Here is a 22,934-nt window from a genome sequence, read left to right on the forward strand (position 1 = left end):
CCTCAATGGCCGCGCGCAGCGGCGGTGGCGATGATGTTTTCGTGGCGACGGACGATGTTCAGGATTTCGCCCTGCATGTTGTTATGGCCTTCCATGGCCCCGGCCAGCCGTTCCAGCTTCAAGCCAAGGTCATGCAGGGCGGCGGTGGTCGGCACCTGTTCCAACGCCACTTCGATCTTGACCAGCCGGTCAGACAAGGCGCGCATGTCAGCGGCTACCGGTGCGTGTTCCAGGTCATGTTCGATGCCGGCCAGCCGCTTATCGGCGTCCTGCGTGACTTTCTTAAGCTCATCCAAGTCGGACTTGCTGGCAAAGCCGGCAGCATCGACCTGTTTCGCCAGCTTGCGAACGTAAAGGACCAGCGGGATCAGAACAGCGCTGGTGAAGGTCAGGGCGGGGCTGATCCAGGGGGGCAAGGTGAAATCCATCACCGGCCCCGACTCAGACGTCCCAACAGGGTGCCGGTGGCAATAAAAAGCATCACCGCACCCCCGCCAGCACGGGGGAAATCAGGCGATGCCAGCAGTCCAGGAAGTGCGTAACGGTGCCCTTGCCTGCAACCGTGTTGTAATGCTGCTTCCAGTACGCAGCATAACCCTGCACATCACCCTGACGGGGCAAGGGTGCGGGCGCCCGCCACAGCACCAGACGCGCCACCGCCGCCGCATAGGCGTCATTGGTGGCAATCTGCATGTCGCGGGGCATGGCCGGCACTAGCAGCGCGTCCAGGGCCGCCTTCAGGTCGGGCCGTAGATTGACGAAGTTGCGCAACACATCGTCATGCGTGGCCGGCTCAATCTGGAAATATCCCAGCCCAGGGCCGCCACCGGTCTGGCGCTTGTGGCGCAATTCGCTTTCCGCAGCGGCTATGCCCAGCAGGATTTCTTCAGCGGCGGGGGAATGCAGCCGCTCATAGCCGGGCACTTCGGCCAGATGCATCAGGGCGGGCCGGATGGCGGCCTGCATGAGAAGAACAGCATTAGACATGAAATGACCACCATCAAGGGATTGATGGTGGTCATTCTCGCTTAATCACAGGGTTACTTCCGCCGATACGGGTTTCCCCGTCAGAACAGGGAACGCTGTTTGTCTTCAAACAGGTGGCGGCGCAGCCGTCTCACATAGGCTTCTGTGACGCGGTACTTCATGGCAATGGCGCGATTGCTGCCGATCGCCCGCACGATAGCGGCTTTTTTGGCCCTGGCATAGTACAGCGTGGGCACTTCAATATGCTCGCCCCCACGCGCCCGGCACAGCGTAACCGCCTTATCCCAACCCAATTCGCGCACCAACAGATGGGAACGCGCCAACTCCCGTTCGGTCGGAACGTATAGGCTGATACCCGCAAATTTCTCAACCAGCAACAGGGCCGATGCAGCCCCGATTTCTTCCGCCACATCTAGCAGGCGGGCCGGCCAGCCGGTCGTGTCGATCTCCTGTTCAACATCCTGTTCAGTCGGGGGCGCTTGGTCAGACATGGGCGGCCTCCTTTCCCGTGGCCTTGCGCAGCCAGCCAGCCAGCAGCTTGGCGGCGTCGCGGGCTTGCCCCTGATCCAGCCATAGGAACGCGGAGACGCCAAAGCCCTGCCGCTTCAACCATGTGCCAGGGTCTGCCAGAATGCCGGCTTCCAGCGCACCGCTATGCGCCAGTGCATTCCACAACCCATCGCACAATTTCACAAAATCAGTCCGGCCATCCGGGCCGCGCGCGGCCAGCCGCAGCGGTGCCACCGGGTCGGCCGGCAAGCGCCGCAGCCAGTCTTTCAGCGCCTCAATCATGATGCGCTTTTGCATTGGCCGCGCGAAAGCCAGCGCATCAACCTTGCTGATCCGCTTGGCCCAGGCGGCAAGGGCCGCTTCCCCGGCATCGTCGGTGCCGCCCGCCGTCCAAAGCTGGTGCCACAGGTCACGGATCACCCCATCCTGATCCTTGGTGGGGGTTGGCCGGGCAACCCTTGCCTTTGGTGATGCCGGGGCACCCGCCTGGTGCAGGGCGTCCAGTACCTTGCCCAGCGCCGTGACGTTCATATCCTTGGTGCTGCGATGGCCGCCATGCAGGGCCAGAAAATCACGCCATGCATCATCATCCGACAGGCTGGCCACATGGCGGCGGCAAGCATGTACAGCCTTCTGCATGGCGGGGTAGGGATTGTACATGTCAAGCCCTCCCATGGCTGGCATAGGTGGCCAAGCCTGCGGACTGGCGGCGGCAACCCGACCGATGCAGGCAGCCCCCTTCATCTTCCAACAGGTCGCGCAGATCCGGCTCACTGGCACCGTGCGCCGCCAGAACCGCCGCCGCATCCAAGAACAGCCGGGCCGCCTGTTCACGCCCCATGGGAACCGCATCGCTGGCACCGCGCATATGGGCCACCAACAGGCGGCGGCATTCCGCTATGTCATTCTGGCTTGGATGGCCACGCAGCTTGGTCAGGATCAAGGCAAGGTCCATCATGTCACGCCCCCGGCAGCAAGGCAGGGGCACGCGGGCCAGTCGCAGCCGCCGGGTTGATGCTGACGGTCTGGCCAGCGGCGGAACCGGCTGCCCGGAAATCGCGGGCACGCCGCGACAGGCCTGCCCCCTTGATGGGCCGTGATGATTGCAGGCGGTAACGGCGGCCCATTTCTGCATGGGCGGCCAGGGTGGCGGCCTTGTTCAAAGGGCCAAGATGACGGCGGGCATAATCCAGCACCTTGGCCGCCAGTCGGTCCACCAGACCTTCCGTGAACGAACGCCGCGCCTTGGCGCGGGTGTGCGGCTTGCGCAGCCGCCGATATTCCAACCCGGCACGAAAGCCCGCCGACGCCCGTTCCACCACCCCAAAGCAGACTTGGTGCAGATAGGTCGCCACTTCCGGCCAGGGTGCCCGCCCCAGATAGATCACCTGACGGGGGCCGACGCCGTGGCGGAAGACGGCGCTGCATTGGCAGACATGGGCAATCATCAACCACAGGTCATCTTGCGGGCCGCTGCGCCCCTGGGTGGGTGCGCATTCTTCCTGCCATTCGGGCGCATCGATGGCGGCCTGATCCAGGCCATATTCAGCCATCAACGCCATGACCTTGGCAGCAGCGGCCATGGCTTCTGCTTCCGTGCAGCCATTTTCCGTGGTCAGCGCACGAAGGGCGCGGATGCGGCGGCGGATCGAATCAAGATCGTGTGTCAAAGGACACCTCCAAGCACGGCGATTACAGCCGTGACGACGATGTGAAGGGGGAGAAAGGCCAGGGCGTACAGCACGATCCGCCACCCCAACCCAAGCCGCACCGAAACCGGTTGCGGCGTCTCAGCCGGCGGCAAGGGCCGGCGCTGGCGGGGCAGCCCGGAACCGTGACGGCGCGAAATCGCAGACCGTGCTTTCCGGCTTCATGTCCTGGATCAGGGCACTGCACCGACGCCAATGGACGCATTGACCGCAGGAACGGCCAGCGGGAAGCGCGGGATCAGCGTTGGCGACCACGGCCACCTGCGCGGCCTCAATCACCAGATGGTTGCAGCGTTGCAATTGGCCCAGCGCCGTGGGCGATTTCTGGTATTCCGCAAACGCCCTGTCCGCCGCCCGCATCAACCAGGGTGACACGGTGGCAGTACAGGCGGGGCACAGCAGTGCCCCAACCGAACGGGGCTGACAGCAACCGGGAACGGGACAGGTCAGCATGGCCGTCCCCTATGCCGCATCGGCGGGCTGAAGGCGCGCCGGGTCCGTTACCGTGCTGGTTGTCACGGCCTGTTCAGACGCCACGTCCAGGGGCTTCACATAAAAGGTTTCCACCTGTGCCACCCCAATCCCGGCCAGCCCCTGAATGGTGCCCGGCTCCCGCAGGATGGCTTCCTTGTCGATATTCACCTCACGCCGCAGCAGCCTCCCCAAACCCAGCCGTTCAAACGTGGCAACCACGGCGTCATCCTGCCCCTTGGCGATTTTCACCGTGGGGTTGCCCAGCCGGAAGCCGATGGTGCCCTGTGACAGCGATACGCTCTTGCGCCCGGCGGGGATGATGGTTTCCCGGTTGGCGGTGGCAAAGGCCATCAGGGCCGCGACCTTGGCCTTCACCTGATCCGCCAGCGGCTTGGCATCGTCACCGGCCTGTTTCTTCAGGGCGGCAACCGCTTCGGACAGGTCCAGGTCGATCCGGTCAATCTGGCGCTGAAGGGTGCCGATCTCGCCCACCAGGGCATTCGCCGCTTCCAGATCGGCAGGTACGCCAGCCATGGCAGCGGTGACGCGGGTACGCTTCTTGGTCATGGGTCTTTCCTCAGGATTTGAAGAATGTTCGAAGGGGTTTCAAAGGGCGTTCGAACGCACGCCCTGGGCGATGCCGTGGCAAAGGCCGGTGGCAGCTTGCAGCCCAACCTTCCACCGGCCATCCGGCAGGGGGCTGTAAACAACGACGGTGCCGGTAATGGGCTGGCCATCTTCACGGGGAAGCGTCACCTTCTCCCCCAGGCGGTAAGGGCAGGTGTCAGCAGGATGGGGCATCACAGTTCCCCATCCCGCTGAAGGTCAGCGAACGCGGCGCGGATATGCTCAACCGTGGGCCGGCACGGCGGCACTTCCCCGGCGGCCATCAGCCATGCCTGTTTCAGCGTCTGTTCCAGCAACCCCAGCGCACCAGGGCGCCGCGCGATTTCGCGGGCGATATCCAGTTCGTCCCGCCCATCCAGCTTGAAGGCGGCGGCAATGGCCTGGATATCCGCGTCGGTCGGGCCGTCCAAGCGCACATATTTGCCTATACGGCGCGTGACCTGGGCGAAATCATAGGTGCGCTTTTGGCCGCGAACGCGGGTGTAAAGGACGGTGTTGCCGACAAGCGCCATCCCAACACCCGCGTCGTCATCGTCCAGATCGTCATTCACTGCATCATGGATGGAACGCACGGCTTCAAGGGCACCGTCCGAGAGATGCTGTGCTTCATCCACGATCAGCAGCCCGCCGGTTCCCGCCAGTTTGGCGATAATGGCCTTGCTCAGGCTGGCCGGATCACGGCGACCATCAACAATGCCAAGGGCGGTGGCGATGGCATCCAACAGCGGGTTGGTTTTGGAACGCATCGGGCTTGCCGTCACCACCCACACATTGCTGTGCTTCTTACGGTAATGGCGGATGGTGCGCGTCTTCCCCACCCCGGCAGCACCATAAACCATGGTGATATTGCGGGCGGATTGGGCATAGGCCAGCCCGGCCACGATGCGGCGGGACGTGGGCGTATCCACAAAGGACGGCAGCACCGGCAGCAGTTCCGTAACTTCCGCCGTGACCGTCTGGGTATCCAACCACCGGTTCAGGGCCACCTCTACCGCCGCCACATCACCCGGATAGCGGTCGTTCAGATACTGCGACAGGGTAGACGCCGGGATGCCGGCTTGGCGGGCCACTTCAGCCTGGGAGAGTTTGCCACCCGTGGCGGCCATGGTCTGGCGCACGCGGGCGCGCAGGTCGGAACCAGTCACGGCGGGCATCACATCAACATCGCGGGGCATGGATAGGCTCCTTCAAAGGACGGGTTGGGGATCAGGCCAGCAGCTTCCGGCGCATCTTGGCTTCGTGCTGGTCAGCAAGGCGGGTGATGCTCGCGTTGACGCGCGCATCGATATCTTCCTGGTTGATGGTCGGCTTCTGGCCGCGCCCAAACTTGGGCCGAACCACCTTGGCCGCCGGGGCATCGCTCGGGGCTGGCGCACCCGGCAGCATCGCGGCCACGGTCAAGGCATCAATCCGGGTCAAGGCGTCGGCCTGGGTGCGGACGGCAGCCTTGAAGCGCTTCTTCTCACGCGCCAGTTCCTTGGCGGCGCTGGTGTCATTAAACGCCACCCGGTTAATCAGGCTGGCATCACAGATGAACCGCCCGTCCATCGTGTACAGCGCAGCCCCGGCAGACAGGTTTTCCGGGTCAAACCGAATGGTCAGCTTCTGACGGCGATATTCCGTCAGCGTTTCATGCCAGTAACGCGCGCCATAGATGCTGACGGCACCGTCCATCGCATCCGCCGTCACCCGTTCCGACGCCAGCCAGAACAGACGGCGTTGTTCATCGGTCAAGCGGCGGGGCATCGCCGCCGCATAGCTGGCGGCAAAGGTCTCGGCAAAGCTGCGGCCCCCACAGGTGGCAGACCGGCGGCCTTGGCGGTCATTATGGGCGGCGATCTCCACCGCCACGATTTCCCGCACCAGCGCCATGGGGATGGCGCGGGAACCGTAATTTTCCGGCTTCGCATCCGGTCGGTTGCCCGTATAGGCACCCGCAAAGGCGGGATGCTTGGCGATATATTCGCACAGGTCGCGGAATGCGCGCTCAATGGGCTTCACCTGCCCACGATAGGGCGTTGCCCAATGGATGCGGCAACCGGCGGCGACAAGGCAGCCCGTGGGTTCTTCCGGCTTCACCTTGAACCGGAAGCGCGACACGGTGCCGCCGGTAATCCACTTGGCCGCAAATCCGCGCCCATTATCCAGGTACACGTCGTCCGCCGGCCCAAATCTGCCGAACGCATCGCCAAAGGCCAGCCGCACCGTTTCGGCATTCTCCGCATCGGCCAGCCGATAGCCAACGATCATGCCGCTGAACAGGTCTTGAATGGCCAGGATCAGCGGGCGGAAGGGATGCTTGCCTTCCACATCGTCGTCCGCCTTGGCGAAGATATCCAGCTTGTGGCCGTCTGCGTTCACCGCCTCCATGGCGCGGAACACGGCGCGGTCACGTTCCTGGTGCGGGAACAGGCGGTCCAGGGCTTCGCGGCCTTCCCGCTTCAACACCCGCACCGCTTCCGGCACGTCCCTTTCAACGCGGCGCAGGAACGTCTTGCACGAAGGCAGCGGCCCCCCCCATTCCTTCGTCTTGGCGATGCGGCACAACCGTTCGTAACAGGCGGTCGCCGTGGGTTCTTCCAGCCGCAGATAATCGGCAAGGAAGATATCCCATGCTTCCGCTGGAATGTCCTTTGGGGTGCGGCCCTGAACGCTGTAGCGGGGGGCAAGGATGGCCATCCAATCCGCCCGCGCCTTGCCCTTCACGGCGGCACGCCAGCGGCGCAGGGTGACAGGCGTGCAACCATATGCCGCCGCCGTGCGCGCTTCCGCCTTGCTGGCACCGATGGATGCCGCCAGCGCTTCGCATTCCAGAACCGCCTTCAGGCGGCTGGCCGCTTCGTCCTTATGCTGCTGCGGCAAGCGCTCGAAATGCGCCCACAGCACCGCGCTTTCAACGGTGGCCGGCTCCTGTTTGGGTTCGGCTTGACGGCGCAGCCATGTCTGGGCAGGGGCCGGAAGGCTGTCAATGTGGTACTCTTTGCCGCCGCCGCGCAACGAAGATGTGCGCGCCTTCCAGCCCTCAGAAATGGCGCGGTCACGGCATCGCCGCTCACTGGTAGGTAATCCCGGTAGCTTCAATGCCGCTAAGGCGCTGGCGCTAAACCATTCCTTGTCCGTCATGACCGCCCCCCGAACATCGGCAGGGGGGGCAAATTATCGGCCAAGGCGCGCATCTGCTCCTGGGCCATCACCGTAATCAGCGCATATTGCCCCATCCGGGCAAGCCGGGCCTGTTGGGTATCCATCACCAGGGCACCCATAACAGCGGCCATCTGTTGCAGCAGATGTGCGTTGCCCACGGCCACGCAGAACGCGGGAACCAGTTCCGCCGGCATCCTGTTGGTGCGGCTTTCGCCGGTCCATGTATCGATCATGGGCTTGGTGATGGCGCGCCCGGTCAGGTCGGACATGATTTCGGCAATCTGCGGACGGCTGAACACAGACTGTTCAATGGCTTCGTTGGTCCACCGCCGGATACGGCTGGTCAGGTCCAGGGAGGCGGGTTGACGCGACGGTTCGGCGGGCACCGGAACTTGTTCAGCCGCTTCCACCATCTTGAACAGGTCGCCCTGGGTGTTATCGGCGGCGCTTGCGCGCCTATACCTTTTGCCGCGTTGGCTTGGCATGATCGAACACCTACAATCGTATCTGATTGAACCCCGCATTTCTTCGGCATCTGCCGAAGATGGGTGTTCACGCGGCCATCATGTTTTGAAGCGGATCAGCGGCATTAACGGTGTTAATGTGCTGCCCATGAAGACGACGGGGGGGATGTAAGGACAAACCGGAAGCGTCATAACGCGACGGCCAAATTTGCTCGGGGCGTACTTTCAGTACCTTGGCAATGGCGGCCTGCGCGTCATGGTACGGAAGGCGCAGGGCGTGGCGGCACGCATGATTGGGTAGGCCGCTTTCGCGGGCTAGGCCGACCAGCGAATATCCAGCCTTCGCCAACGCCGCCTTGATATCCGCCGGGTGCCAGTCTGCGGCTTTGTGTCGTTTAGCCATTGGCTCCACTTTCCAGCCGGCTCTGCCAAGCCGGCTTTCTTTGAGGGTTCGTATCTACGAATGAAACTACGATTGGAACTACGTTAGGAGGGAGAATGCCGCAGATTTGCAGCATCGATCAAGCAGAAACTTGGTGTCCGGCAAAAATAATGCCGCATTTATGCAAATTTGAGCAGATTTGCGTTATCCATCAGGGGGTTATATGAAGTCGGACAGCACAAATGTGGCCGGACGTGAGCGTCCGGGTAAAGACCTGGAAGTCGGACGACGCATATCAGCGGCATTGCGTCTCTATGACAGCAAAAATGCAGCGGCCAAAATTGCGGGCGTCTCCCCTGATCAGTTGACCCGCTATGAGCGCGGGGCAAGCACTCCGCCCTTTGATGTGGTTATACGGTTGGCAGCCGGGGTCGGTGTGTCTCTTCAGTGGCTAGCCACTGGGGAAGGTGAGATGCAACCTCACAAAGGGGATACAGCACAAGCCGGATCGTCGGAACCTGTACCGTTGGAAGCCAAGCCGACAGAGATTGATCCTCGGCTTCTGGCGATCTGTACCCAAGCGGCGGACAATGCCTTGACGGAACTTCGCGTGCACGCAGACAGGGAACAGCACGCTCAATTAGTGGCGCAGCTTTACAATCAATACCTAAAGGCGACGCCTGAGGAAATTAAGCGCGATGCTGACATTGAAAGAAAGCGCTTAATAAATAAAAGAGCAATGGAAGATAAAAAATCTAATAAAAATCTACTCGCATCATAGAACCTTATTGGGTTGCATACTTACGCATGTCGCAACCTGTTGGTTGACTTGCCATATTCTTTAGGATAGGTGTGTCAAGCCTGCGGCGCTCCAATGCCGGGGGCCGCGCCTTTGGACGGCGCGACACGAGGACGCCTATCCTCGCAAGTCAACCGATATAAGGTTGCTTCCCCGACGCCGCTTTGCGGCTGGTGGAGGCATGTTGAGGCACGCCAATGACATTGCAATACTATGGCGCGGAAACTTGTCTTGCCATCGGCACTTGGGCTTATCGCGCAATTATCTTAAACGTATTAACATCCAGTAAAGAGACGTTGCCGCCTTCAAACGATAATTCGAACGCTCAACCGGTAACCGTTCAAAACCAGGGGGAAAAATCAAACCCTTTGTCCTTCGGCGCGCTTTACCCGGTTTCGATCAAACCCAAAGCGCGCCCGCCCCTGACACGGTTTAAGCAGCCCCGATGCCTTGCAACCCCGCCAAATCCCTCGCTTTCATCCCGCCACATCCCGCGCCGTCTCACCCAATCCCACTTCGATCATCCCCTATGTCTCCCTTCAGCCGCCATGGCCCGGTCCAGCATCGCCGGGCTGATGGGGCCATAATCCACCACCTGGCCATGTTCCAACACGGCCACCTTGTTGCACAGCCGCTGGATCAGGTCGCGGCTGTGGCTGGCGATCACCATCAGGCTGGACCGGTCGATCAGCTTGTTGACCCGCACCTCCGCCCGTTCCATGAAATTGGCGTCGCCGGCGGTGATCCATTCATCCAGCAGCAGGATTTCCGGCGACACGGCGGTGGCGACGGAAAACATCAGCCGCAGCAACATGCCCGAGGAATAGGTCTTTACCGGCAGCTCCAGATATTCGCCCAGGCCGGAAAACTCCCCGATCTCGGCGGCATATTCCTCGATCTCCGCCGCCGTCATGCCCAGTAGCAGGCCGCGCAGGCGCAAATTTTCGTTCCCCGTCGCATCATGATCGATGCCCAGCATCAGATCGAACATAGGGGAGACGCGGCCGCTGACCCGGATGCGCCCGCCCGTCGGCTCATAGATGCCGGCCATGGTGCGCAGGATGGTGCTTTTCCCGGCCCCATTATGGCCGATCAGCCCCACCCGATCACCTTCCCGCAGGTCGAGATTGACATTGCGCAGCGCGTCGATATGCACCCGGCCCGACGCGCCGGAACCGATGCGCCCGCCGGTGGTGAGGCTGAGCGCCGTCTTCTTCAATGACCGCCCGTGCAGGCCGAAGATCTGAAAGCGGACGGAAACGTCCTCTAAGGTGATGTGAACGGACATGATCGCTTCAGATCCAGAAAGTGACGCGGGGGCGGGAAACGCGGAAGACCAGCAGGCCCAGCACCAGACCGGCAATGGCGATCCAGCCGACAACAATCCAGTGCATGGCGTCCACCGTACCGGTGGTCAGCGGCTGGCGCACGATCTCCACCAGATAATGAAACGGGTTGAAGCGCAGGGCCGGATGGCTGGGGTCCAGGAAATTGCCCTTCCACAGCACCGGGGTGATGAAGAAGGCACCGGTCAGGATGGTCTGGACGATCTGCGCCACATCGCGGAACCGCATACAGACACAGGCCAGCATCAGGCCCCAGCCATAGCCGCAGACCAGCAGCAACAGCACGGCGGCAATGGCCAGCCCGACGCCTGCCAGGGTCACGCCCGTCTCATAGAGCAGGCTGACGCCCACCACAATCAGTACATGATGCAGCAATATTAAGGCATTACGGGCGATGACCCGGTTGACGAACACCGTCAGCGGCAGCCGCACCTGCTTCAGATAGCCCTCCGCCCCCACCAGGGCCGTACAGCTCTCACTGATCAGGCCGGTGATCAGGGTCCATGTCACCATGCCGATGGCGACATGGGGCAGATATGCTGGCACATCAATCTTGAAGATGGCCGCATAGACAATGGCGATGCCGGCGGTGAAGGCCGCCATGCTGAGCGTCACCCACAGCGGCCCCAGGATGGAGCCACGATATTTCTGCCGGATATCGGTCCAGGCCAGGGTGAACCAGATCCGCCAGGAGGCCAGTCCCACCGCCATATCGGCGAAGGCCGCCGCCAGTGTGGCCCGTCCATCGGACGAAAAGCCCCTATACCAGCCACCGACAGCCGATGACGGTTGTTGCTGCGACATTGTTACTTCTACTCCCACTTTCCTGGCACCGGGTGCTAGTCCCTTGTTTGGCCATAACCTGCAAACATCACTCAGGTGCTGTGCTGTGTCTCAATACAACTAACATGTAGAAATTTCGACCATATCAGGGCAAGTTCACCACTGATCCCACCGGATGGGTGTCCATATCAGGTCATGCGTGCCATGTCCCCACATTCTCCCATGACCGGTTTCAGCCATCTGGACTGGCTGGAAGCCGAGAGCATCCACATAATGCGGGAGGTCGCGGCGCAGTTCCAGGCCCCGGTGATGCTCTATTCCATCGGCAAGGACAGTGCGGTCATGCTGCATCTGGCCTTGAAGGCGTTTTATCCGGCCAAGCTGCCCTTTCCGCTGCTGCATGTGGATACGACCTGGAAATTCCGGGAGATGATCGCGTTCCGCGATACGCGTGTCCGGGAGTTGGGGCTGGACCTGCTGGTCCATATCAATCCGGATGGGGTGGCCCAGGGGGTGGGGCCCTTCACCCATGGCTCGGCCGTGCATACGGATGTGATGAAGACCCAGGCCCTGAAGCAGGCCTTGAACCGTTACGGTTTTGATGCTGCCTTCGGTGGCGCGCGCCGGGACGAGGAACGGTCGCGCGCCAAGGAACGCATCTTCTCCTTCCGCAATCAGGCCCATGGCTGGGACCCCAAGAATCAACGGCCTGAATTGTGGAACCTGTATAATGGCCGCATCGCCAAGGGGGAGAGCATCCGCGTCTTCCCCCTGTCCAATTGGACCGAACGGGATGTCTGGGCTTATATCAAGCGGGAGAATATCCCCATCGTCCCGCTCTATTTCGCCAAACTCCGCCCGGTGGTGGAGCGTGATGGCGCGTTGATCATGGTGGATGATGCGCGGATGCCCTTGGCACCGGGGGAGCAGCCGGAAATGCGCTGGGTGCGGTTTCGCACGCTGGGCTGTTACCCGCTGACCGGTGCAGTGGAAAGCCGGGCGGACAGTCTGGATGCCATCATCGACGAACTGGCCGACAGCAGCCAGTCGGAGCGCCAGGGCCGGATCATCGATGCCGATGGTGCCGCCTCCATGGAGCGCAAGAAGCAGGAAGGCTACTTCTGATGGATGCGATGTTGGAAGAACGCGCCGGCCTTCCCCTGCGTTTCATCACCTGCGGGTCGGTCGATGATGGCAAGTCAACCCTGATCGGCCGGTTGCTGCATGATTGCGGTGCGGTGCCGGCGGATCAGCTGGAACAGCTGCGCCGGGACAGTGCTGCCCATGGCACCACCGGGGAAGGCACGCTGGATTTTGCCCTGCTGGTGGATGGGCTGGCGGCAGAGCGGGAGCAGGGCATCACCATTGACGTCGCCTACCGCTATTTCAGCACGGTCCGGCGCAAGTTCATTATCGCCGACACGCCGGGGCATGAACAATATACCCGCAATATGGCCACCGCCGCCTCTACGGCGGATCTGGCCGTGTTGCTGGTGGATGCGCGTAAAGGTTTGCTGCCGCAGACGCGGCGCCATGCCGGCATTGCCGCCCTGATGGGGATCCGCCGGATTGTACTGGCGGTTAACAAGATGGATGCCATTGGCTGGAATCAGCTGGCCTTCCAGGTGATTGAGGCGGATTTCCGCGCCTTTGCCGCCGCCCTTGATTTCCAATCCATCAGTGCCGTGCCGTTGTCGGCCCGAAGCGGCGACAATGTCACCCGCCGATCGGCGGCGCTGGGATGGTATGGCGGGCCGACCCTGCTGGACCTGCTGGAAAGCTGCCCGGCCACAACGGGTGACCAGGACGGGCCGTTGCGCCTGCCGGTGCAATGGGTCAACCGTCCACATCAGGATTTCCGGGGCTTTGCCGGCACCATCGCGGCGGGGCGCGTGCTGCCCGGCGATCCGGTGATGGTGCTGCCCTCCCGCCGGCAGAGCCGGGTGGCCCGCATCGTCAGCATGGATGGCGATCTTCCCAGTGCCCGGGCCGGCCAGGCGGTGACCCTGGTGCTGGCCGACGAGGTGGATGTCAGCCGGGGTGACCTGATCGCCGCCGCCGCCGCCCCGCCGCCGGTGGCCGATCAGATTTCCGCCCACCTGATCTGGATGCAGGACCGGCCATTGGTGCCGCACCGCTCCTATCTGCTGCGTCTGGGTGCGGCCTCGGTCGGGGCCCAGGTGACGGAACTGGTCCATCGATTGAATGTGGATGACTGGCAGCCCCAGTTGGGTGGCCAGCTGGGGCTGAACGATGTCGGCTATTGCCATCTGACGCTGGATCGCCCCATCGGCCTGTTGCCCTATCGCCAGTCGCGCGCCCTGGGTGGTTTCATTCTCATTGATCGGATCAGCAATGCCACCGTCGCGGCGGGCATGGTTGATGCGCCCCTGCGCCGGTCAGGCGATGTGCCCTGGCAGAATATGAAGGTGGACAAGGCCGCGCGGGTGGCCAGCCGGCCGCATCGGCCCTGTGTGCTGTGGTTTACCGGCCTGTCCGGGGCGGGCAAATCCACCATTGCGGATCTGGTGGAACAGGAACTGCACCGGCGCGGCTGCCAGACCATGGTGCTGGACGGCGACAATCTGCGCAACGGCCTCTGCCGCGACCTTGGATTCGGTGATGCCCACCGGGCGGAGAATATCCGCCGGGTGGCGGAGGTGGCGCGGCTGATGACGGATGCCGGGTTGATCGTGCTGGTCAGCCTGATCTCCCCCTTCCGGGAAGACCGGGAACGGGCTCGCGCCATCCTTCCGGCCGGCGAGATGGTGGAGATATTTGTGGATACCCCTTTGGTTGAGTGCGAACGGCGCGACGTCAAAGGCCATTACCGCCGCGCACGGGCGGGGGAGATTGCCCATTTTACGGGTGTCGACAGTCCTTATGAAGCGCCGGATAATCCCGACCTGCACCTGCGTTTTGGCGATGGTACCCCCGCCGAACAGGCGCTGCGCGTGGTGGATTGGCTGCGAGGGCGGGGATTGGTGGAATGACGCGTCGCAGCGAATTGGTTTGATCCATCCCGCAACTTTGAGGTAGTCATACGCGCTCTCTGCCGAAATGCATGGCGGGGAGAATGATTGGCGTATGCGAAGGACAGACATGTCTCAGGCGGAGCGAGCCCCTGATAGCGAGGGGATTTCCCCAGCCGACCCAGCCGTTTCGCACACGATGCTGGAGGCTTTGCGCTTCATTGCGCGCCATCATGGGCTACATCTTTCCCGTGAACAATTGTTACGCGCCTACGCGTCTGGTCCTGAAGAGGTTCGTCCGTCCATCGTTGTTGCTGCGGCTGAACAACATGGGCTGAAGGCGCGGGTGGCGCGGATGCGGTTTGACCAGCTGTTGCGGCTCGGTCGGGCGGTGCCAGCATTGATCCGCCTGCGCGATGGAACGGCGCGCGTGGTCATTTCCGTCAATCCCGGCACCTCGCCGCCGCTGGTGGTGCTTCGCCATCCCGGCGATGGCGCAACACCCGCCCCCTTTGATGCGATCGGCATGGCCGAAATCTGGGATGGAGAGGTGATTCTCTTCAAGCCACGGGGCGCGACCGACAGCCTGAATGAAACCTTCAATGCGGGCTGGCTGCTGCGTCAGGTGATGGCTGAAAAGCGGATCTTCCGCGATGTGGGCATCTCGGCGCTGATCCTCTCCATTTTTGCGCTGGTCCCGCCACTGCTTTACTTCGTTGTGATTGACCGCGTGCTGGTCCACCAGCGGATGTCGACCCTGTTTGTTCTGACGGTTGGTGTATTCTTTATCGTCGTTTTCGACACGATATTCGGCTATCTGCGGCGTTGGCTGGTGGCGGAGGGGGCGGCGCGTATTGATGCGCGTATCAGCACCTATGTGTTTGAAAAACTGATTGGGTTGCCGATTGACGTATTCGAGAGTCAGCCTACGGGTGCAATTTCCCATAAGGTCCATGAAATTTCCCGAATCCGCACCTTCATGACCGGTCAGCTCTTTTCGGTCTGTTTGGATAGTTTGACCTTGTTGGTCCTTTTGCCGGCAATGTTCTATCTGGACGTTTCGTTGACGTTTTTTGTGCTGGGCATCGCCGTCCTGATGTTCCTCATTGTCCTTTTCTACATGCCTATCGTTGGGCGTGCCTATGGCAGGGTGGTGCGGGCGGAACAGAGCCGCGGCTCGTTCCTGGTTGAAACCATTCACGGGATGCGCACCATCAAGTCTCTGGCGCTGGAAGGTGGCAAGCGGCAGGAATGGGACCGCTACTCATCGGAAGCGGTGCGAGCGCACCGGGATATGGGGTTCATCAGCAATCAGCCGCAGACCATTCTGCAACCCCTGGAAAAGCTGATCTATGCTGGCAGTCTGCTGCTGGGCTGTTATCTGGCCCTGACATCGGACGGCGCCGCGGTACTGATGGGTGGGCTGATCGCCTTTGTCATGCTGGCCGGCCGTGCCATCCAGCCGATCGTTCAGATTGCCGGCCTGCTCCAGCAGGTGCAGGAAATGCGGGGTGCCATGAATCTGGTGGCCTCCCTGGTCAATATTCCGGCGGAGGATACCCGCTCCACCCATGGGCTGCGCCCGCGTTTCCAGGGTGGCGTTGTGTTTGACGAGGTTCGCTTCCGCTATCCGGGTGCCAGCACCTATGCCCTGGACAGGGTGAGTTTCGAGATCGCCCCCGGCAGTGTCGTGGGCATCATGGGCCGCTCAGGTTCCGGCAAGACGACCATCACCCGCCTGTTGCAGGCGCTGCATCAGGACTATGATGGGCTGATCAAACTGGAAGGCAATGATCTGAAGCAGATGGATATCCACCATCTGCGCGCCAATCTCGGGGTTGTGCTGCAGGATAATTTCCTGTTCAGCGGTACCATCCGTCAGAATATCGCTGCGGCCAAGCCCGATGCCACCTTTGACGAGGTGATTGAGGCGGCCCGTCTGGCCGGGGCGGAGGAGTTCATTGAACGACAGCCCGCTGGCTATGACACCTTCCTCTCCGAGGGGGCATCCAACCTGTCCGGTGGCCAGCGCCAGCGTCTGGCCATCGCCCGTGCGCTGCTGGTTGACCCCACCATCCTGATCCTGGATGAGGCGACCAGCGCGCTGGACCCGGACAGTGAAGCGATCGTTAACAATAATTTGCGCCATATTGCCGCTGGCCGGACCATGCTGATCATCTCTCACCGGCTGGCGTCGCTGGTCGAATGTGATCAGATCATCGTGATGGAGCGGGGCCGGGTCTACGATATCGGCACGCATGAGGAATTGCTGGAGCGATGCAGCATCTACCGTCACCTCTGGTTCCAGCAGAACCGTCACCAATCCCCGACAGGAGCGAGCAATGAGCGGTCGATCGCTGGTCCTGCGTCCTGACAGCCGGGCTGCCGCCAGTGCCGATCAGGCCATCAATGATTTCCAGTCTGAAATAGCGGAGATCATTGGTGCTCCTTATCCAAATCGCGTGCGGCTGACTGTCCATATCCTGGCGGGAATGGTTCTGTTGGCGATTATCCTCGCCAATATCTTGACGCTGGATATCGTTGTGTCCTCCCGAGGGCGTATTATTTCGCGTACACCGACGATCACGATTCAGCCGCTGGAATCGTCGGTGATCCGGGAGGTTCTGGTCCGCCCAGGCCAGTTGGTGAAGAAGGGGGATGTGCTGGTGACCTTGGATCCGACCCTGACCGGGGCGGATGTGTCACAGTTGCAGTCCCGTGCAGAGACTCTGCAGGCACAGGTGGCGCGGCTGGAAGCCGAGCAGGCCGACACGCCTTTTGTGCCGCAGGACAAGACCAGCACGTCTTGGATGACCCAGCTTGATATCTGGCGTTCCCGTCAGGCGGAGCGCGAATCGCGTTTGGCTGTCTATGACCAGAAGCTCAAGTCCACCCAGGGGACGATCCAGAGCAGTACGCGAGATGCCGAATATTACCGGTCTCGTCTGGCTGTTAACAGCGAGATTGAGAAGATGCGCTCCGAGCTGGCGCGTAAGGAAGTGGGCAGTCGTCTGAACGTGCTGGTGGCGCAGGATAACAAGGCTGAAATCGCCCGTAACCTGTCGAATAGTGAACAGCAGGTCATTACAGCGAAACATGAGCTGCAATCGGTGGTGGCTGAGCGGGATGCCTATCTTCAGGAGTGGAGTTCCAAGGTTGCACAGGAACTGGTGACCCGTCGCACGGAGCTTCAGCAGGTCGCAGATGACCTGTCGAAGGCGGAGTATCGCCGCAACCTGATTGAGCTGCGCGCGGTCAGCGACGCCACCGTCGTCAAGGTGGCCGATATCGGCAACGGGGCTGTTGTTCCTTCTGGGGAGGTCATTGTTTCCCTGGTGCCAGCCAATGCTCAGTTGGAAGTGGAGGCTGATATTGCCGGTGCGGACCAGGGGTTCGTGAAGCCGGGTGATGAAACGGTGATCAAGCTGGACGCCTATCGGTTTACAGAATATGGCACCGTCGCCGGGCGCGTCCGCTCCATCAGCGCCGACAGTTTCAATCGTCTGGATGATGGTACGCCCAGCGGAATGCGCTTCTACAAGTCGCGGATTGAGATCACGCAAATGAAGCTGCGCAATGTTCCGGCGGATGTCGTCCTGTTACCGGGTATGCCGCTTCAGGCTGACATTGTGGTCGGCGATCGCACGATCATGCAGTATCTGCTGGGCAATGTGGTGAAGAACATGTCCGAGGGGCTGCGGGAGCCGTCCTGACAGAGCAGGAACCATCATGCTCTTAGGCCCGCGCCACCAGGGGACATGACCCCTGTCCCCTGGTGAGACGGAGGGGAGGGGGAGATATATCCCCCATTGCGTCCTGAAAACGCGCAGTTTCAGCGTACGATGCCGCTGAAACTGCGCGCTTCAAAATATGCCACCAGTTGTTCTGCCTGCGGATCGCCCAGATCAATGGCAGCGCGGGCCATTTCAATCGCGGCGGGGGCGTCGCGGTCAATATTCCATTTCATTTCCGCCAGAACGGTCATGGCGATGGCCATGCCATGGCTGGCGGCTTCCTGCAGGCGGGTGCGCCAGCGCTCCAGCTCCTCCAGCGGTGCCTGCCGGCTGGTCAACATGCGGACAAGATTGACCTGTGCGGGTACGTGCCCCTGTTCAGCGGCCAGGGTGAACCAATAGAGCGCTTTTTCCGGGTCGGCGGGCAGCAGTTCCTGGCCGGTTGCCAGCGCATGGGCCAACCGGAACTGGCCGGAGGGGCTGCCGAGTTCGGCGGAACGGGCATAATAGCCCATGGCCTTTTCCTGATCCCTGGCGACGCCATGTCCATGGAAATACAGCACGCCCAGGTTATAAGTGGCATTGGGATGCCCCTGTTCCGCTGCCTTCGCCAGCAGTTGGGCTGCCTTGCCATAATCTACCGGAATACCGCGCCCTTCCAGGTGGCTGATGCCAAGATGGAAGGCGGCTTCGACATGGCCGGCCTGGGTGGCCTTTTCCAGGAAATGAATGGCCCGCAGCGGGTCCAGCGGGACAAATTTGCCCGTCTGGTGGGCCAGGCCCAGGGCAGCCAGGGCCCCGGCATGTCCCAGCTCGCTGGCAGCGGTGTACCAGACGATGGCCTCCCCCGGATTGGGCACCGCGGCCTGCCGGCCCATATGCATGTCCGCCAGCAGTGCCATGCATTCTGAATCACCTTTAACCGCCCCGCGCCGCAGCCAGGTTTCGGCAATGGTGAAATTGATCGGTGCGCCGCGCCCACGGCGATGGATAATGCCCAAGGTGCGGCAGGCGGCGACAATGCCGGCTTCTGCCGCCTTGAGCAACCATTCCAGCGCCGCCGGCTGATCCGCCGCCGTGCCGATGCCCTCCAGCAGATAAAGGCCGGTATAATATTGCGCGGTGGGATCCCCCAGTCGGGCGGCCTGCTCGTAAAGGGTGAATGCCTCTGCCGGGCCCTGGCCGGTCACGCTGCCGGCAGCAATCAGGTTGGCCAAGCCCACCATGCCCTTGATGCTGCCCTGGTCGATGGTGCGTTGATACCACATGATAGATTGGGTGATATCCAGCGGCGCCTCCGGCCCGCCATCCCGGGCGTAGAGCCAGCCCAGCAGCACCTGTGCTTCGACCATCCCCTGCTCAGCCGCCAGGGATGCCCAGCGCCGTGCCTGTGCGTCGTTTTTCTCCAGCACAAAAACGTCAGGCTGGCGCTTTGCTGAGGCATCGCCAATACCATTGGCATAATGGCTGGCGAGAAAGGCCTGTGCGCGGGCCACCCCATTTTCTGCCGCAGCCTGATACCAGCGGAAGGCACTGCGTGGATTGGGCAACACCCCCCGCCCGGACTCCAAAGCCTCGGCCAGGGCCATCTGGCATTGCGGGTCGTTCTGCTTTGCCCCTTCCTGCCAGGCGGCGGCGGCATCGGCCAGCTTGCCCTTGGCTGCAAGGCGTACTCCGCGCTCATAGGACGTGCCGCGTAAACCCTTGGCCACGCTTTTTATCAGCGAGGTTAACCTGCTCTCGGTCACGATCACGTCCCTCGAATCCTGTCGGTTAAGGCGTCACCTCTAACGCAGCCGGGCCGGCGGCGAAAGGGGCAAGCATCCCCCCGGTCATACCGGGGCTTGAAAACGGTCGCGCAGCAGCCGCAGCCAAGCCGGCAGGGCGACCCAATGCAGATCATAGCGCTCCACCACGGTCTGCCGGGCGGCACGTCGCATGGCAAGGCGCTGTGTGTCAGGCATTGCCAGTGCCGCCAGCACGCCCTCTGCGATGGCCAGCGGATCGGCGAAAGGCACCAGCAGGCCGCTATGCCCATCTTCCACCACCTCCTGTACCGGTGGGGTGGCGGAGGCGACAAGGCTGACACCGGCCGCCATCGCCTCCAGCATCGACCAGCTGAGCACGAACGGATAGGTGAGATAGAGATGGGCGCGTGACAGCCGCATCAGATTGATGAACTCCTGATGCACCAGTTTGCCGGGGAAATGGACCCGGTCCATCGGCAGCTGGCCTTCCAGTTCCGCCAGCATATGGTTGCGCCAGGTACCTCCATCGGGTGGCGGATTGCCATAAGAGATGCCATCTCCGCCGACAAACACCATATGGGCATCCGGACGCCGGCGTAATATTTCCACCGCCGCCCGCATGGCGGGGCGGAAGCCGCGATAGGGCTCGAGATCGCGCGCGACGTAAGTGACGAGGGGAATGTCCGGCCCCAGGCGACGCCCGTCGGACAGAACCAGCGGGCGGGCGGGGCCAGGGCAGGCCCGCTCCGTATCAATGCCGTCATGGATCTGTACCAGCTTGTTTTGATATTCCAGCGGATAGAGTTGTTTCTGCCAGGCTGTCGGACTGACCCCCAGATCGACGGCTTCCAGCCCGAGCAGATTGATCGCATTCATGGCGCGCACGCGGGCCTGATCATCCAGAGAGCAGCGTTCCTCCGGATCAAATCCGATATCGGCCCCCTGACCGCGATAATAGAACTCAAAATAGCCAATCAGGCCTGCCTGCGGCCATAAATCCTTCAGGAACAGGATCTCGCCCCAGCCATTATGGCCAATGATCAGGTCTGGTCGATAGCCGCCTTGGGCCAGCTCCACGCAATGGGCCAGCACCGCCTGACCCCGCCAGATGGACCGGTTGGGCTCTAACAGATAGGGATGGCTGCCGCCGCCACCCCGGTTGACGAAATGATAGCTATGCTGTTCTACCCCCGCCAGCTGGGCCTGGAAATCGCTGGCCAACGCTCTGACATGCACGCCTGGAATCGTGGCCAGTTTCCTGGCGTGATGCATGAACTGGGCCGGAAATAACTTGTGCAGGAATAATATATTGTACATACCGCACTCCGGTTGGGCGAAAGGCCAAGGTGTATCGGCTGGGGATTAATCCGCAAGATATTTGGGTTTGTTTCGATCGGGCAGGTACCCATATGGTCATCTCGCCGGGGCGCCCGGATGGCGGCATGGCGTTAAGAGATAACGGGGGTTGATGTGGAATTCGTTTGGCAGTCCGACGATAGTGCACCGCTTTCTGCCATCTGCCCTGTCTGTGCCGATCCCGGCCCCCATCGCCCCATTGTGGTGATCCCCCATAGCGGACCCAAGCAGGCCGACTGGACCATTGTCCAATGCCCGTCCTGTGCTTCGCGTTTCTCCACCGATCGGGAAGGGGCGGATTACACGCCCGGTGCCTTGCCCGGCGGGGCCCTGCTCGAATTCTATGTGGAGCAGGGGGCCGGCCTGCGCCCGATGCTGGAACCGCTGGGCTGGGCAGATGTCTCGCCGGGGCGCCGGATGCTGGAAATCGGCGGCGGCTTCGGCTTTACCAGCGACTTTGTGCAAGTGGCGCTGGGCTGGAAGGCAAGAGGTTATGACCCGTCGGGGCTTGCCGCCCTGGGCCGCGACTATCTCGGCCTCGACATCGTGCTGGATTACTGGACAGACGATACGCCTCTGGCCGAACCTTACGACGTCGCCTACGCGTCGGAGGTAGTGGAGCATATCCCGGAGCCGGCTGGTTTTCTGGTGTCCATCCGCCGTGCCGTCGGCACGGCAGGGGTGGTGGTGCTGACGACTCCCAACGGGGCCGCCCTTCATCCCAGTACCAGCCCGGCACTGCTGGCCCCCATCGCTAGCCCCGGTCAGCACCTGACCCTTTTCAGTGCACAAGGGCTGGAGCAGGCCCTGCGCGCTGCCGGATTCCAGCAGGTCCGGGTGGAGGAGCGGGGAGCCACCCTGCACGCCTTTGCCAGTGACGGCAATCTGCCGGCACCCCGGCCGCTGAGTGATGCGCTTTACCGGGATTATCTCCATCGCCGCATTGCCACCCCTGGCCTGGCGCCGGCCCTGCTGTCCGGTTTGCGTTACCGGCTTTACAAGGAGATGGTCAATGCGGGGCAGGCGGCCGATGCGCTGGCGCTGTTCGCGTCCCTGGCAGAGGATGTCGCCACCCGGTTCGGTATCGACATTACCGACCCCACCGCGCTGCGCCCGCCAGTGCCGTCCGACGATGTGCAGCAATGGCTGGCCCGATATCCCGGCAATCTGACCGGTCTGCTCTATTACCGGGCGATTCTTGCCAATAACAGCGAGGGGGATCCGGGGGCGGCGGCGCTTTATACGGCGGTTGCGGCCCTGGCGGGGGCACATATGCGCCGCGTTCTGCAGAATGTGGGGATGGAGGATGGCGAAACCGAAGTGCTGACCAGCGCCGCCGTCCATCTGCACCTTCTTGCCCTGGTCTGTGCCGGGGCTGATTCTGCCCCCTTGCTGTCCGCGGTGACGCAGGGCACACCGGAGCGGGGCTTGATGATCCCCGTTTCTGATCGCCGACATATGCGTCGGGGGTTGCGCCGTGACCTGCGGGCGATGGATCATCCCGATTCCCTTTGGCGCACAGCCAGGGTGGATGTGCAGGGTGACGAATTGGACCTGCTCGCGGCTATTCTGGGGCAGCGTCCGGCCGCAGTAAGAATCGAAGCTTGGGACAGAATATCCGAAGCGCCCGACTCCGCTGCGACGATGGAGGCATTCCGGGCTATCTGGACCCTGCCCGATGCCGACCAGGCACCGACGTCCCTGCGCCATGCGCGCAAGCTGACCCTGATTCGACTGGTCCTGCTGGGGGCCTTCCACGATGCGGACGCTCTGTTCGATGCATGGGATCAAGCAGAGCTGGCAGCTGATTCCTGCGTCGAAACGGCCTTGGGCATCCTGGCCGGTGCCGACCTGCGTTAAGATTCTGTCCTCATTCCAACAGGAGTATATCCTAAAGAT

General features: G+C 62.1%; 23 protein-coding genes. 6 read left to right on the forward strand and 17 right to left on the reverse strand.

Annotated elements, in window-relative coordinates; all coding sequences use genetic code 11:
* Positions 1-2 precede the first annotated feature (2 nt).
* The 13 genes from GE253_RS05200 to GE253_RS05255 all read right to left on the reverse strand — a co-directional run bounded on the left by GE253_RS05200 (position 3) and on the right by GE253_RS05255 (position 8,318).
* On the reverse strand, positions 3-428 hold the full coding sequence (locus GE253_RS05200; protein ID WP_153203082.1) for a hypothetical protein: 426 nt from the start codon (positions 426-428) through the stop codon (positions 3-5).
* A gap of 52 nt (positions 429-480) precedes the next feature.
* Positions 481-987: a hypothetical protein gene (locus GE253_RS05205; RefSeq protein WP_153203083.1), complete on the reverse strand. Its 507-nt coding sequence runs from the start codon at positions 985-987 to the stop codon at positions 481-483.
* An 80-nt stretch (positions 988-1,067) separates the two neighbouring features.
* Positions 1,068-1,478: a hypothetical protein gene (locus GE253_RS05210; RefSeq protein ID WP_153203084.1), complete on the reverse strand. Its 411-nt coding sequence runs from the start codon at positions 1,476-1,478 to the stop codon at positions 1,068-1,070.
* The gene (locus tag GE253_RS05215) at positions 1,471-2,157 is read right to left on the reverse strand and encodes a regulatory protein GemA (protein WP_173012509.1); all 687 of its coding nucleotides are present in this window, start codon (positions 2,155-2,157) and stop codon (positions 1,471-1,473) included. The genes GE253_RS05210 and GE253_RS05215 overlap by 8 nt, the downstream gene beginning before the upstream one ends.
* 1 nt (position 2,158) lies before the next feature.
* Entirely contained in the window at positions 2,159-2,455 is a 297-nt protein-coding gene (locus tag GE253_RS25775) for a hypothetical protein (RefSeq protein ID WP_173012510.1), read from the reverse strand.
* 1 nt (position 2,456) lies between these two features.
* On the reverse strand, positions 2,457-3,167 hold the full coding sequence (locus GE253_RS05220) for a DUF2786 domain-containing protein (protein ID WP_153203086.1): 711 nt from the start codon (positions 3,165-3,167) through the stop codon (positions 2,457-2,459).
* A gap of 120 nt (positions 3,168-3,287) precedes the next feature.
* Positions 3,288-3,659, reverse strand: a complete 372-nt coding sequence (locus tag GE253_RS26025) for a hypothetical protein (RefSeq protein WP_211101350.1) — start codon at positions 3,657-3,659, stop codon at positions 3,288-3,290.
* 9 nt (positions 3,660-3,668) lie between these two features.
* Entirely contained in the window at positions 3,669-4,247 is a 579-nt protein-coding gene (locus tag GE253_RS05230; protein ID WP_153203087.1) for a host-nuclease inhibitor Gam family protein, read from the reverse strand.
* A gap of 39 nt (positions 4,248-4,286) precedes the next feature.
* On the reverse strand, positions 4,287-4,481 hold the full coding sequence (locus GE253_RS05235; RefSeq protein ID WP_153203088.1) for a hypothetical protein: 195 nt from the start codon (positions 4,479-4,481) through the stop codon (positions 4,287-4,289).
* A complete protein-coding gene (locus GE253_RS05240; RefSeq protein WP_153203089.1) occupies positions 4,481-5,482 on the reverse strand; it encodes an AAA family ATPase in 1,002 nt (333 codons plus the stop codon). The genes GE253_RS05235 and GE253_RS05240 overlap by 1 nt, the downstream gene beginning before the upstream one ends.
* 31 nt (positions 5,483-5,513) lie before the next feature.
* The gene (locus GE253_RS05245) at positions 5,514-7,430 is read right to left on the reverse strand and encodes a transposase domain-containing protein (RefSeq protein ID WP_153203090.1); all 1,917 of its coding nucleotides are present in this window, start codon (positions 7,428-7,430) and stop codon (positions 5,514-5,516) included.
* Positions 7,427-7,936: a hypothetical protein gene (locus tag GE253_RS05250; protein WP_153203091.1), complete on the reverse strand. Its 510-nt coding sequence runs from the start codon at positions 7,934-7,936 to the stop codon at positions 7,427-7,429. Before GE253_RS05250 ends, GE253_RS05245 begins: the two co-directional genes overlap by 4 nt.
* Positions 7,937-8,003: 67 nt before the next feature.
* Positions 8,004-8,318: a helix-turn-helix domain-containing protein gene (locus GE253_RS05255; protein ID WP_153203092.1), complete on the reverse strand. Its 315-nt coding sequence runs from the start codon at positions 8,316-8,318 to the stop codon at positions 8,004-8,006.
* 202 nt (positions 8,319-8,520) lie between these two features.
* Between GE253_RS05255 and GE253_RS05260 the strand changes: the two genes are divergently transcribed.
* Positions 8,521-9,078, forward strand: a complete 558-nt coding sequence (locus GE253_RS05260; protein WP_153203093.1) for a helix-turn-helix transcriptional regulator — start codon at positions 8,521-8,523, stop codon at positions 9,076-9,078.
* 538 nt (positions 9,079-9,616) lie between these two features.
* Here GE253_RS05260 and GE253_RS05265 read toward each other — a convergent pair.
* Entirely contained in the window at positions 9,617-10,384 is a 768-nt protein-coding gene (locus GE253_RS05265; RefSeq protein ID WP_153203094.1) for an ATP-binding cassette domain-containing protein, read from the reverse strand.
* A 7-nt stretch (positions 10,385-10,391) separates the two neighbouring features.
* Complete coding sequence (locus GE253_RS05270) at positions 10,392-11,246, reverse strand: ABC transporter permease (RefSeq protein ID WP_153203095.1); 855 nt, start codon at positions 11,244-11,246, stop codon at positions 10,392-10,394.
* A gap of 183 nt (positions 11,247-11,429) precedes the next feature.
* Between GE253_RS05270 and cysD the strand changes: the two genes are divergently transcribed.
* The 4 genes from cysD (at position 11,430) to GE253_RS05290 (ending at position 17,910) form a co-directional block, all read left to right on the forward strand.
* A complete protein-coding gene (cysD, locus tag GE253_RS05275; protein ID WP_211101351.1) occupies positions 11,430-12,350 on the forward strand; it encodes a sulfate adenylyltransferase subunit CysD in 921 nt (306 codons plus the stop codon).
* A complete protein-coding gene (gene cysN, locus GE253_RS05280) occupies positions 12,350-14,218 on the forward strand; it encodes a sulfate adenylyltransferase subunit CysN (protein WP_153203096.1) in 1,869 nt (622 codons plus the stop codon). Before cysD ends, cysN begins: the two co-directional genes overlap by 1 nt.
* 109 nt (positions 14,219-14,327) lie before the next feature.
* Complete coding sequence (locus GE253_RS05285; RefSeq protein ID WP_247878487.1) at positions 14,328-16,571, forward strand: peptidase domain-containing ABC transporter; 2,244 nt, start codon at positions 14,328-14,330, stop codon at positions 16,569-16,571.
* Entirely contained in the window at positions 16,540-17,910 is a 1,371-nt protein-coding gene (locus GE253_RS05290) for an HlyD family type I secretion periplasmic adaptor subunit (RefSeq protein WP_153203098.1), read from the forward strand. The genes GE253_RS05285 and GE253_RS05290 overlap by 32 nt, the downstream gene beginning before the upstream one ends.
* A 119-nt stretch (positions 17,911-18,029) precedes the next feature.
* On the opposite strand, the gene GE253_RS05295 is transcribed toward GE253_RS05290, so the two are convergent.
* Positions 18,030-19,685 (reverse strand): tetratricopeptide repeat protein, encoded by a 1,656-nt coding sequence (locus tag GE253_RS05295; protein ID WP_153203099.1) that lies wholly within the window; start codon positions 19,683-19,685, stop codon positions 18,030-18,032.
* 78 nt (positions 19,686-19,763) lie between these two features.
* The gene (locus GE253_RS05300; protein ID WP_153203100.1) at positions 19,764-20,996 is read right to left on the reverse strand and encodes a glycosyltransferase; all 1,233 of its coding nucleotides are present in this window, start codon (positions 20,994-20,996) and stop codon (positions 19,764-19,766) included.
* A 153-nt stretch (positions 20,997-21,149) separates the two neighbouring features.
* Between GE253_RS05300 and GE253_RS05305 the strand changes: the two genes are divergently transcribed.
* On the forward strand, positions 21,150-22,895 hold the full coding sequence (locus GE253_RS05305; protein ID WP_153203101.1) for a class I SAM-dependent methyltransferase: 1,746 nt from the start codon (positions 21,150-21,152) through the stop codon (positions 22,893-22,895).
* Positions 22,896-22,934: the final 39 nt, after the last annotated feature.

The sequence above is a fragment of the Niveispirillum sp. SYP-B3756 genome, from assembly GCF_009495745.1.
In the GTDB taxonomy this organism is placed as follows: domain Bacteria; phylum Pseudomonadota; class Alphaproteobacteria; order Azospirillales; family Azospirillaceae; genus Niveispirillum.